We start from the raw sequence: 11,944 nt of genomic DNA on the forward strand, positions 1-11,944 counted from the left end.
GTGTGGTCCTATCGAATCATTGCCCCCTGCCTGTTCGAGCGCACCTCGATCGCCGACAAGACACCCGAGTGCTTGGCGGAAGGGCAAGTGCTGCTGCGGTTTCAGGCCGCCGGGGTGTGTGGCAGCGACCTGCCCGCCTTTCGCGGCGCCAGGGGACACCTGCCCGGAGATGACGGCCACAGCGCGGCGGCCAAGGACGGCTTCCCGATTCACGAAGTGGCCGGTGAAGTCATCGCCAGCAGGCATCGCGCCCACCACCAGGGCGACCGCGTGGTGGGCTGGGCATCGGGATTCGACGGCCTGATGCAGCGGGTGATCGCGGATGGGGACGGCTTGGCGCCCTATGACCCGGGGCTTACTCCCACTCAAGCGGTCGGCCTGCAGCCGCCGGCCTGTGTGCTGTACGCCTGCGCGCAACTACCGGATCTGGCGGGTCGGCACGTCGCCGTCATCGGACAGGGGTCGATCGGGCTGCTCTTCTCCCATGCCGCGAAAGTGGCGGGGGCCCGCCGGGTAACCGGGGTCGATCCGATCGACCGGGAGAACCTTTCGGCAACATTCGGAGTCGACGACGCCGTCCGGGCCACCAGCGATCGCTGGGTGAGCCAGCTGGGCGCCGGCGATCGTGCCGACATCGTCATCGAAGCCGTCGGACATCAGGTCGCTACCCTGGGGCACGCCATCGACGCCGCGGCGCCGGGGGGCACCGTGTTCTATTTCGGCGTCGCCGACGACGACGCCTACCCGATCAGCATGCGCACCATGCTGCGCAACAACCTGACCCTGAAATCCGGTGTCACCCAGGATCGCCGGCGCATGCTCGAACTCGCCGGGAAGTTCGCCGCCGAGCACCCCGAACTGCTCAGCGGCTATCTCACGCACAATTTCGACGTCGAAGACGTGCAGGCGGCGTTCGAACTGGCGTGCCGGCCGGTGCCCGAACGGGTGAAGATCGCGATCACCGCATGAAGGTCGTCAGCAACCTCCAACAGCGGCTCGGCCGGGGCACGCCGCTCTGGGGCGGCTGGATCACCGGTCCAACGTGGCTGGGGTCGGAGGAATTTGCCAGGGCCGGCTACGATTACGTCGGTTTCGACACCCAGCACGGTTACCTTGACGACGCCGACGTTGCCGGCCTGCTCCGGCGACTCGAAGGTGTGCCCATCGCCACCGTGGTGCGGTTGCCGAATGCGGATCCGGCACCGATAGGGCGGGTGCTCGACGCCGGCGCCGATGCCGTCATCATCGCGATGATCGAGTCGGCCGAACAGGCCGCCGCGGCGGTGGCCGCCACCCGCTATCCGCCGGCCGGGGTGCGCAGCTACGGCCCGCTGCGGGCAAGCCTGGGCGCCGATCCCGCCGAGCTGCAATCCCGGGCGGGCGTCTATGCGATGGTCGAGACCGCCGCGGCGCTCTCGACCATCGATGACATCTGCGCGGTTGACGGTCTGGCCGGAATCTATGTCGGACCCGCGGATCTGGCGATTTCGCTGGGAACCGGCGTCGTCGGCGCCCTCGATCACGCAGCGGTCCGGGAGGCCGTCGTCGGAATCCACCGCGCGGCTTCGGCGGCGAGCCTACACACCGGCATCCACGCCGGCGCCGCAAAGGCGGGTAAAGCGATGGCGCAGCTGGGATTCGAGATGATCACCCTGGCGGCCGAGTCCTAAGCGCTGCGCCGGGGAGCCGCGGAATACTTGAACGAGGCGACGGCGGGCACCCGATGACCGGCGGCGGGCGCGTCGCGCTGGTAACCGGAGCCGCCGGCGGGCAGGGGTGGGCGATTATCCAACGACTGCGCGCCGAAGGCCACTCGGTGGCGGCATGCGATCTACGCGCCGACCGACTCGATGCGCTGGTCGCCGAGTCGGGCGACGATGCCGTGATTTCCCTGGCCCTGGATGTGACCGATGAAGCGCAATGGCAGGAGGCCGTCGAGCGCGCCGTCACCCGATTCGGGGCGTTGACCGCACTGATCAACAATGCCGGCGTGCTGCACCGTGCGGCGCTGGTCGATGAGACGGCCGCCGGCTTCGAAAGTGCTTGGCGGGTCAACTGTCTGGGTGCCTTCCTTGGCATGCGGGCGGCGCTCGGCGCGCTGAGCGCGGCCGAAGGCCCGGTGATTGTCAACATCTGCAGCACCGGGGCGATCCGGCCATTCCCACACCACTGCGCCTATGGTGCGGCCAAGTGGGCACTAAGGGGCCTGACCCAAACGGCTGCGGCCGAATTGGCGCCCGCCGGTATCCGGGTCAACGCGGTGTTCCCGGGGCCGATCGCGACGTCCATGCTCGATGAGCCGACTCAGGCTCGGCTGGCGGCGGTTTCGATGTTCGGCCGGCTGGGCCGGCCCGCCGAAGTCGCCGATGCGGTGGCGTTCTTGGTCTCCGAGAACTCATCATTCATCACGGGATCCGAACTCGTGGTCGACGGCGGACAGTGCCTGCAGGTGCCATGACCAGCCCGCTATCGGTCGGCATCATCGGCGCGGGCCCCGGCGGGCTGGCGCTGGGAATTCTGCTGAAAAACCGTGGCTTTGAGAACTTCACCATCTTCGACCGAGAATCCGACATGGGTGGCACCTGGCGGATCAACACCTATCCGGGACTGGCCTGCGACGTGAAGTCGCACCTGTACTCGTACTCGTTCGACCTCAATCCGGGCTGGTCACGGCTGTGGTCCGGACAGCCCGAGATATTGGCATACTTTCAGCGCTGCGCCGATCGGTACGGGCTGCGACCCCATCTGCGGCTGGGCACCGAAATACGATCCGCACGTTGGGAAAGCCAGACCCGGCAGTGGACCCTGAGCACCGCGGACGGTGAACAGCACCAATTCAGTGTCGTGGTATCGGCCGTCGGCATCTTCAGCCGGCCGGCCTATCCGGATCTCGTTGAGCAGCAGCGCTTCACCGGAACCGTGATGCACTCGTCGCGGTGGGATCACTCGGTGCCGCTCGCGGGCGCCCGAATCGCGGTGCTGGGTACCGGTTCGACCGCGGCGCAGCTGGTGCCGGAGTTGGCCAAGGTCGCGGATCGGGTGTACTCGATACAACGGTCACCGACCTGGATATTGCCCAAGCCGGATCGGCCCTACTCCCGCTGGGAACGCTGGGTCTTCGCCCACGTTCCGTTTGCCGCGCGGCTATACCGGACCCGGCTGTGGCTGCGCAGCGAGTCGAATATCTCCGTGATCGAGCACGGCAGCCCGAAGACCAAAGAGTTCACGGAGCTGGCGTTGCGGATGCTCGAAAACACGGTCAGCGACCCGCAATTGCGTCGCCAACTCACCCCGGACCATCCGATGGGCTGCAAGCGCCTGGTGTTCTCATCGGAGTTTCTGACCGCCCTGACCCGCCCGAATGTTGAGCTGGTGACCAGTCCGGCCCGCTACCTGAGGCAACGATCGTTGGTCACCGCGGACGGCGCCGAATACGACGTCGACGTCGTGGTGTGCGCCACCGGCTATGCCGCGGCCGACTATCTGGGTCAGCTGGAAGTCCTCGGAGAGGACGGTGCTGGGCTGCATGAAGTCTGGCGGGACGGGGCGCACGCTTATCTGGGGATGGCCGTACCCGGCTTTCCCAACTTCTTCATGCTCTACGGACTCAATACGAATGTCGGCTCCAACAGCGTGATCTTCATGCTCGAAGCCCAGGCCCGCTACATTGTGGCGGCGCTGGCCCATCTGCGGCGCAAATCCAAGACCTACATCGCGGTGCGTCCGGGGGTGCTGGCCGAATTCATAGCCAAGGTCGACCGGTGGATGACAGGGACGGTCTGGACCACCGAGTGCAGCAACTACTTTCGTGCGCCCAACGGGCGTGTGGTCACGCAATGGCCGCGCAGCGCGCGTAGCTTTTGGGGGATGACGCGCCGCTTCAAGCCCGCAGACTTCAGCTTCCAGCCCGCTGCCGTGTTCGCCGCGGACGGTGGCGACCGCAACGCGGGGCAGCGGTGACCCAACCCGAGGCCGTCGATCGGCTGGACCCCTTGCTGCGCGCCGTCGCGACGGCGCGAATCGACTTCACCGCGGAGTCGATCCTGACGATCCGCGAGTCGATGAACCAGCGCCGCCGGGAGGCGGCCGCGACCGAGACGGCCGCCGCCGGGGTAGCGGTGGCCGACGATGTTGCCACCGGGGAGGCCGGCAGGCCGGTGCCGGTCCGCATCTACCGGGCTGCCCCGACGCCGGCGCCGGTAGTCGTTTACTGCCACGCGGGTGGCTTCGCCTTAGGAAATCTCGACACCGACCACCGGCAGTGCCTGGAGCTGGCTCGTCGTGCCCGCTGTGCGGTGGTTTCGGTCGACTACCGGCTGGCGCCCGAACACCCCTACCCGGCGGCATTGCGCGACGCGATCGAGGTGCTGACGTGGGTGGTTGGCAACGCGACACGGTTGGGATTCGACGCGCGGCGGCTGGCGGTGGCCGGTAGCAGCGCCGGCGCCACCCTGGCGCACGGCGCCGCCGACGGGTCGCTGCCACCGGTCATCTTCCAGCTGCTGCACCAGCCGGTGCTCGACGATCGCCCCACCGCATCCCGGTCGGAGTTCCGCGCCACCCCGGCCTTCGATGGTGAGGCGGCGAGTCTCATGTGGCGTCATTACCTGGCCGGGCAGACACCTTCACCGGAGTCGGTCCCGGGCCGGCGCGGTCAACTGGCAGGCCTGCCAGCGACGTTGATCACCTGCGGCGAGATCGATCCGTTTCGCGACGAAGTGCTCGATTACGCGCAGCGGCTGCTGGGAGCCGGGGTATCCACCGAACTGCACATCTTCCCGCGCGCCTGCCACGGGTTCGATTCGCTACTACCGGAATGGACGACCTCGCAGCGGCTGTTCGCGATGCAGGGTCATGCCCTGGCGGACGCGTTCTACCCGGATTAGTGGGTCAGAACACGATGATTTGACGCACGGCGGTGCCGTCGGCCAGGTGGTCCATCGCCTCATTGAGGTCGTCCAGCCGAATCGTCGCGGACACCAGCGATTCCACCGGCAGGCGTCCGGATTGCCACAACGACACGAACCGCGGGATGTCGCGGCTGGGGACCGCCGAGCCCAGGTAGCTACCGATGAGTGAGCGCCCCTCGGCGACGAAGCCCAACGGTGCGACGCTGATGCGCGCATCCGGCGGGGGCAGGCCGACGGTGATGGTGCGGCCGCCGGGTGCGGTCAGCCCGATCGCGGTCTCCAGCGCCGCCGGGTGCCCGGCCGCCTCGATCACCACGTCGGCTTTCACGCCTGCGGCAGCGGCCTGCTGTGGGGTATAGGTGGCGCTGGCCCCGAGGGCTTCTGCGGCCGAGAGCTTTTGGGGCAATTGGTCCACGCCGAATACCGCGACGCCGTCCTGAGTCAAGGCGGTGAGCACCGCGGCCATCCCGACCCCCCCGAGCCCGACGACGGCGACCGACTGCCCGGCTACCGGCTTGCCGACATTGAGCACCGCGCCTCCGCCGGTCAACACCGCGCATCCCAGTAGTGCGGCCACCTGCGGGGGCACCTCGTCGGGCACCGCAACCGCGCTGGCCCGATTCACCACGGCATGTGTCGCGAAACCCGAGACGCCGAGGTGGTGGTAGATGGGTTGCCCAGAACGGCTGATCCGGATGCCGCCACCGAGCAAGGTTCCGGCGGCGTTGGTCGCGCTGCCCGGTGCGCAGGGGGTGATGCCCTCGGTGGCGCAGGGCGGGCAGTGGCCGCAGCGCGGCAGGAACACCAGCACCACCCGCTGGCCGACGGCCAGATCGTCGACCCGGTCGCCGACCCGCTCGACGATTCCGGCCGCCTCATGGCCCAGCAGCATCGGCACCGGCCGGACCCGATTGCCGTCGACCACCGACAGGTCGGAGTGGCACACGCCCGCGGCCTCGATGCGGACCAGCACCTCGTCGTCGCCCGGAGGATCGAGATCGAGATCGACGACGCTGATGGGACGAGATTGGGCGTACGGCCGGGGCGAACCGATTCGCTCCAGGACCGCACCCCGGATGTGAATCATGTTGGAATACAACCATGGCTGAAGTCCCAGTTCCATCGGTGCCCGCGGGGCCGTCCCCGGACGAGCTGTCCAGCGGTGATTTTCCGGTGCTCTGGCCGGTGCTCACCCGCTGGGCCGACAACGACATGTTCGGCCACCTCAACAACGCCGCCTACTACCAGCTGTTCGACACGGCCATCAACGCCTGGATCAACACCCGCACCGGCCTTGACCCGCTCACCACCGCCGCGCTGGGCATCGTCGCGGAGTCGGGCTGTCGATACTTCTCCGAACTGCATTTCCCGCAAGAGCTCGTGGTGGGGCTGGCGGTGACGCGGCTGGGCCGCAGCAGCGTCACCTACCGCCTTGCAGTGTTCAACTCCAGTCCCGGGGCCGGGGAGGGACCGGCTGGGCCGGGGCCGATCGCCGCGCTGGGGCGCTGGGTGCACGTCTACGTTGACCGCGTCAGCCGCAAACCCGTTCCGATCCCCGAGACCATCCGCACATTGCTGGCCACCGCGTGCGTGAATTAGGTACCGGCACACCCTAATCACCGGCCTGGCTGCACGCCCGGCGCCTGCCGAGTGCCCAGGTATGCTTCGCCAATGCCAGTTTTGAGCAAGACCGTCGAAGTCAGCGCCGACGCCGGATCGATCATGGGGATCGTCGCAGATATCGAGCGGTACCCCGAATGGAACGAAGGGGTCAAAGGGGCTTGGGTGCTGGCTCGCTACGACGACGGCCGTCCCAGCCAGGTGCGGCTTGACGCCTCGGTTCAAGGCTTCGAGGGCGTCTACATCCACGCCGTGTACTACCCGGGCGAGAATCAGATTCAAACCGTCATGCAGCAGGGCGATTTGTTCCTCAAGCAGGAGCAGTTGTTCAGCGTGGTGGAAGCCGGTGCCGCCAGTTTGCTGACGGTGGACATTGACGTCGAGCCCAGCATGCCGGTGCCGCCGCCGATGGTGAAGCTGCTACTCAACAATGTGCTCGAGCAACTCGCCGCAAATCTCAAATTGCGTGCCGAACAATTGACCGCCGGCTAGAAAATTCAGCGGAATTCCACGGGGTCAGTTGAAGATTCCGTTGGTCTCCAGCATTTGCGTCAGCCGGTGCGCGGCATCGGTGAATTGCCAGACACTGTGCTCGATCACCGCCGCGGTATCGCGGCGCCGCAATGCCGCGATCAATTGCCGATGATTGTCCACCGCTGCGGCACCCCATTGCGGGTCGCTGGCGTAGAGCTGCGCGGGCATGTAGCGCGCGGCATTGAGCAGAAACCAGGCCAACTTGATCCGCCCGCTGGATTGGTTGAGGACGCGGTGGAACGCGAATTCCAGCGCGGCGATCGCCTCGGTATCGCCGGCCCCGACCGCCGCGGTGAGCGCATCGTTGATGTGCTCGAGTTCCCCGATGTCGACTTCACTGATTCGTTCGGTGGCGGTGACCGCAAGTTCGCGGGCGATGGTGGCCTGCAGCCAGAAGATGTCGTCGATGTCCTGGCGGGTCAGCGGCAACACCACATGACCACGGTGCGGCTCCAGCTGCACCATGCCCTCACCGCGCAGCTTCAGTAGGGCTTCGCGACCCGGGGTGATGCTCACCCCGAGTTCGGCCGCGGTCTCATCGAGGCGGATGAACGTTCCCGGTCGCAACGTTCCGGACATGATGGCCGCTCTCAGATGGCCGGCGACTTCGTCGGACAACTGCGCGCGGCATAGTGGCCGCCGGCTTTTGCGACGCGCGGACAGCGGTATGTTCATACGGCCTGCCAGGTCTTTCCGGAGCGTGGCGGGGCTTTACGTGGTCTTGTCTCGGGTCTTGTTTGGGGCCGCCGGGCACATTAATGTGACCCAGGCAACACCATGTTTTATCAAATATCAGTCTGACGCAAGCGGTGCGCAAGTGAAGGGACTGCATAGTTGACCGCGGAACTGGCCAGCCACCTGCCGCAGGCCGCTCACGCCCTGGAGCAGCCTTATTTGGCTCGCCGGCAGAACTGGGTCAACCAACTCGAGCGGCATGCCATGATGCAGCCGCGGGCCACCGCGATCAGGTACCTCGGTCACACCGTGACGTGGGCTGACCTGCGATATCGGGTTGCCGCGCTGGCCGGTTCCCTAAGCCGCCGAGGGGTCGGCTTCGGGGACCGGGTGATGATCCTGATGCTCAACCGCACCGAGTTCGTCGAGTCTGTTCTGGCCGCCAACATGCTGGGTGCCATCGCGGTTCCGCTGAATTTCCGGCTCACGCCGTCCGAAATTGCGTTCCTGGTGGAGGACTGCGCACCGCGTCTGGTCATCACCGAAGAAGTGCTGGCCCAGGTCGCCGTGGGCGTCCGCGAGATCGCTCCCGCACTGAGCACGATCGTGGTAGCCGGCGGCGCATCCGATCCCACCGTGGTGGGCTACGACGAGCTCATCAGTGAGACCGGTGACCCACCCGAACCGGTCGACATCCCCAATGACTCGCCGGCGCTGATCATGTACACCTCCGGCACCACCGGCCGGCCCAAGGGCGCGGTGCTGACACACACGAACCTCACCGGCCAGGTGATGACGGCGCTCTACACCGGCGGCGCCAATATCAACAGCGACGTGGGTTTCATCGGCGTCCCGTTTTTCCACATCGCCGGGATCGGCAACATGCTCAGCGGAATGCTGCTCGGCGTCCCCACCGTGATCTATCCACTGGGCGCGTTCAACCCCGGCCAGCTGCTCGACGTGCTGGAGGCCGAACGGGTCAGCGGCATCTTTCTGGTGCCCGCCCAGTGGCAGGCCGTCTGCGCGGAACAACAAGCCCGGCCACGTGAACTGAGCTTGCGGGTGATGTCGTGGGGGGCCGCACCGGCACCGGCTGCGTTGCTGCGTCAGATGTCAGAGGTTTTCCCGGGAACGCAGATCATGGCGGCGTTCGGTCAGACCGAGATGTCTCCGGTCACCTGCATGCTGCTCGGCGAAGATGCGATCCGAAAGCGAGGTTCGGTCGGCAAAGTGATCCCGACCGTCTCCGCTCGCGTCGTCGACGACGAGATGAACGACGTGCCCATCGGTCAGGTCGGCGAAATCGTTTACCGGGCACCAACACTGATGAGCGGATACTGGAACAACCCGGAAGCGACCGCAGAAGCGTTCGCCGGCGGTTGGTTTCATTCCGGGGATCTGGTCCGGATGGACGAGGACGGCTACGTCTGGGTGGTGGACCGCAAGAAGGACATGATCATCTCCGGCGGAGAGAACGTTTACTGCGCCGAAGTGGAGAACGTGCTTGCCAGCCACCCCGGCATTGTCGAGGTCGCGGTGATCGGCCGAGCCGACGAAAAGTGGGGCGAGGTACCGATAGCGGTCGCGGCTGTAACGAAAGACCACCTTCGCATCGAAGACTTAGGTGAGTACCTGACCGAGCGGCTTGCGCGTTACAAGCACCCGAAGGCGCTCGAGATTATAGACGCACTACCGCGAAACCCTTCCGGGAGCAGGGCTCCGGCGTTGTTGATTAGCAGGCTTGTGAGCTGGGTTGATGATCTTTGGTGCCGCGCTATTGGGGCCGGAGTGTAGGCACGGGCTATCTGGAGAACGATCGAGTTGGTTACTGTTCGTCGTTGGTCTGGAGTTGCCCGTGCCTACCGTTTCAGTATTGCGTGTGTCGTCGGTTCCAGAGGTGTTCGACCGCTGGAGTCCTGGTGAGCGCAGCGAGTTCATCGGATCGGAGTTTCTCGATGTGTTGGCCTCGGTGCCAGACCCGAGGGGCCCACGCGGTCGGAGGTATTCGCTGGTGGCTTTGTTGGCGATCGCGGTTCTGGCCACTGCCGCGGGGATGCGCGGCTATGCTGGTTTTGCCACATGGGCGGCCACCGCTCCCGATGATGTGTTGGCCCAATTAGGGGTCCGGTTCCGGCGGCCCAGTGAGAAGACCTTCCGCGCTGTTTTGTCTCGGCTAGACCCCGCCGACCTCAACGCCAGGATGGGCAGTTACTTCACTGCACACGTGGCCAGCAGCGACCCCAGTGGATTGGTGCCGATCGCGTTGGACGGCAAGATGCTGCGTGGTGCTTTACGCGCCAAAGCGACAGCCACGCATCTCGTGTCGGTGTTCGCCCACCGTGCCCGATTGGTGCTCGGTCAACTCGCTGTCGCCGAGAAAAGCAATGAAATTCCCTGCGTACGTGCCCTGCTCACGCTGCTGCCGGGTAGCTTGCGGTGGCTGGTCACCGTGGATGCGATGCATACCCAGGTCGTCACCGCGAAGTTGATCTGCGCCACCTTGAAGTCGCACTACCTGATGATCGTCAAGTCCAACCAAGCCAAAATATTTGCGCGTATCACCGCGCTGCCCTGGGCCGAGGTGCCCACAGCCGCTACCGACGACTCCCGCGGCCACGGCCGTGTCGAGACCCGCACCCTGCAAATCATCACCGCTGCACGAGGAATCGGCTTCCCCTACGCAAAACAAATCATCCGGATCACTCGTGAACGCTTGATCACCGCCACCGACCAGCGCAGCGTGGAGGTGGTCTATGCCATCTGCAGCCTGCCGTTCGAGCACGCCCGCCCTACCGCGATCATGACCTGGATGCGTCAACACTGGGGAATCGAGAACAGCCTGCACTGGATACGCGACGTCACCTTCGACGAAGACCGTCAAAGGGCACATACCGGAAACGGCGCACAGGTCCTAGCAACGCTACGCAACACCGCGATCAATCTGCACCGCCTCAACGGCGCCGACAACATCGCCGAAGCCTGCCGGATCACCGCTTTGACCGCCAACCGCCGCCTAGACCTCCTCAATCCACAATTCCCCAGCTCATAAGCCTGCTAATCAACAACGCCGGAGCCCTGCTTCCGGGAAGGTGCTAAAAACTGAATTGCGTTTGCGCTACGGAGTAGGCGTCTACTCCGAAAGTCGTTCTGTGTCAAGGTCATTTGAATTCAGAGAGGGAAGCTAAGAAGGTCGAAAATGTTCGCTGGCTGCAGACGATGTGTTAATTGTGTGGATGCGGTTCACACGTAGACAGGCATCGGGTACATTCCTGTGGTCTCGGTTACTGCCTGCCGGTAGTGAGCCGTCGGTCACACACCTAGGGACGGGGCAAGGAGGAGGCGTGCGACGAGATCGGCCGTGTAGCCGCGATCCGCGTGCTCCTATCGGGAAGGGGCAACGGTGACGACGTCTTCTGGCCCGCACCTGATGGGCTACCTTCGCGACCAGCTAGAGACACCGCTGACGATGGTCGGCGGGTTCTTCCGGATGTGTGTGCTGACCGGAAAGGCGCTATTCCGTAGGCCGTTCCAGTGGCGGGAACTCATTCTGCAGTGCTGGTTCGTCATGCGGGTGGCGCTGCTGCCGACCATCATGGTCTCCATCCCGCTGACGGTGCTGCTCATCTTCACGTTGAACGTCTTGCTCGCCCAGTTCGGTGCGGCCGACATCTCCGGCGCCGGTGCCGCGATCGGTGCGGTCACCCAGCTCGGCCCGCTGACCACCGTGCTGGTGGTGGCCGGTGCCGGCTCGACGGCCATCTGCGCCGATCTGGGAGCTCGCACCATCCGTGAAGAGATCGACGCGATGGAAGTGCTGGGCATCGACCCCATCCACCGACTGGTGGTGCCGCGCGTCATCGCCGCGACCTTCGTCGCCACCCTGCTCAACGCCCTGGTGATCACCGTCGGCCTGGTCGGCGGTTACCTGTTCGGTGTCTACCTGCAGAACATCAACGGCGGCGCCTACCTGGCCACGCTGACCACCATCACCGGCATGCCCGAGGTGACGATCGCGATGGTCAAGGCGGCGACGTTCGGCCTGATCGCCGGGCTGGTCGGGTGCTACCGCGGGCTGACGGTGCGCGGCGGTTCCAAGGGTCTGGGTACCGCCGTCAACGAGACAGTTGTGTTGTGCGTGGTCGCGCTCTACGCGGTCAACGTCATCTTGACCACGATCGGCGTGCGATTCGGGACGGGGCACTGAC

The 11,944-nt window shown here is 65.6% G+C and carries 12 protein-coding genes and 1 pseudogene; 11 read left to right on the top strand and 2 right to left on the bottom strand.

The window, feature by feature from the left end; all coding sequences use genetic code 11:
* The 5 genes from MPSD_RS02520 to MPSD_RS02540 are packed head-to-tail and all read left to right on the top strand — an operon-like array spanning position 1 to position 4,886.
* Positions 1 to 969 carry a zinc-binding dehydrogenase gene (locus MPSD_RS02520; protein WP_020785096.1) on the top strand — a complete coding sequence of 323 codons (969 nt, stop codon included), beginning with the start codon at positions 1 to 3 and terminating at the stop codon, positions 967 to 969.
* A complete protein-coding gene (locus MPSD_RS02525) occupies positions 966 to 1,670 on the top strand; it encodes an HpcH/HpaI aldolase family protein (RefSeq protein WP_086085820.1) in 705 nt (234 codons plus the stop codon). Before MPSD_RS02520 ends, MPSD_RS02525 begins: the two co-directional genes overlap by 4 nt.
* Positions 1,671 to 1,723: 53 nt before the next feature.
* Entirely contained in the window at positions 1,724 to 2,458 is a 735-nt protein-coding gene (locus MPSD_RS02530) for an SDR family NAD(P)-dependent oxidoreductase (protein WP_020785094.1), read from the top strand.
* Positions 2,455 to 3,960, top strand: coding sequence for a flavin-containing monooxygenase (locus MPSD_RS02535; protein WP_020785093.1), 1,506 nt, complete (start codon positions 2,455 to 2,457; stop codon positions 3,958 to 3,960). Before MPSD_RS02530 ends, MPSD_RS02535 begins: the two co-directional genes overlap by 4 nt.
* Positions 3,957 to 4,886 (top strand): alpha/beta hydrolase, encoded by a 930-nt coding sequence (locus MPSD_RS02540; protein ID WP_086085821.1) that lies wholly within the window; start codon positions 3,957 to 3,959, stop codon positions 4,884 to 4,886. Before MPSD_RS02535 ends, MPSD_RS02540 begins: the two co-directional genes overlap by 4 nt.
* A gap of 4 nt (positions 4,887 to 4,890) precedes the next feature.
* On the opposite strand, the gene MPSD_RS02545 is transcribed toward MPSD_RS02540, so the two are convergent.
* Positions 4,891 to 5,997 (bottom strand): alcohol dehydrogenase catalytic domain-containing protein, encoded by a 1,107-nt coding sequence (locus tag MPSD_RS02545; protein WP_036426988.1) that lies wholly within the window; start codon positions 5,995 to 5,997, stop codon positions 4,891 to 4,893.
* A 38-nt stretch (positions 5,998 to 6,035) separates the two neighbouring features.
* Between MPSD_RS02545 and MPSD_RS02550 the strand changes: the two genes are divergently transcribed.
* Positions 6,036 to 6,509, top strand: coding sequence for an acyl-CoA thioesterase (locus MPSD_RS02550; protein WP_086085822.1), 474 nt, complete (start codon positions 6,036 to 6,038; stop codon positions 6,507 to 6,509).
* Positions 6,510 to 6,581: 72 nt separating this feature from the next.
* The gene (locus MPSD_RS02555; protein ID WP_015354174.1) at positions 6,582 to 7,022 is read left to right on the top strand and encodes an SRPBCC family protein; all 441 of its coding nucleotides are present in this window, start codon (positions 6,582 to 6,584) and stop codon (positions 7,020 to 7,022) included.
* A gap of 24 nt (positions 7,023 to 7,046) precedes the next feature.
* On the opposite strand, the gene MPSD_RS02560 is transcribed toward MPSD_RS02555, so the two are convergent.
* Positions 7,047 to 7,739 (bottom strand): GntR family transcriptional regulator, encoded by a 693-nt coding sequence (locus tag MPSD_RS02560; RefSeq protein WP_020785090.1) that lies wholly within the window; start codon positions 7,737 to 7,739, stop codon positions 7,047 to 7,049.
* Positions 7,740 to 7,898: 159 nt separating this feature from the next.
* On the opposite strand from MPSD_RS02560, the gene fadD5 reads away from it, so the two are divergent.
* From fadD5 to MPSD_RS02580, 4 genes and pseudogenes are all read left to right on the top strand, one after another.
* Positions 7,899 to 9,533, top strand: coding sequence for a fatty-acid--CoA ligase FadD5 (gene fadD5, locus MPSD_RS02565; protein ID WP_232022730.1), 1,635 nt, complete (start codon positions 7,899 to 7,901; stop codon positions 9,531 to 9,533).
* A gap of 61 nt (positions 9,534 to 9,594) precedes the next feature.
* Entirely contained in the window at positions 9,595 to 10,788 is a 1,194-nt protein-coding gene (locus tag MPSD_RS02575; RefSeq protein ID WP_420811858.1) for an ISAs1-like element IS2404/ISMul1 family transposase, read from the top strand.
* A 19-nt stretch (positions 10,789 to 10,807) separates the two neighbouring features.
* Positions 10,808 to 10,924: pseudogene (locus MPSD_RS30635) on the top strand (hypothetical protein); the annotation flags it as partial.
* Positions 10,925 to 11,166: 242 nt separating this feature from the next.
* Entirely contained in the window at positions 11,167 to 11,943 is a 777-nt protein-coding gene (locus MPSD_RS02580) for an MlaE family ABC transporter permease (protein ID WP_015354177.1), read from the top strand.
* Position 11,944: the final 1 nt, after the last annotated feature.

Source organism: Mycobacterium pseudoshottsii JCM 15466 (assembly GCF_003584745.1).
Lineage (GTDB): Bacteria > Actinomycetota > Actinomycetes > Mycobacteriales > Mycobacteriaceae > Mycobacterium > Mycobacterium marinum.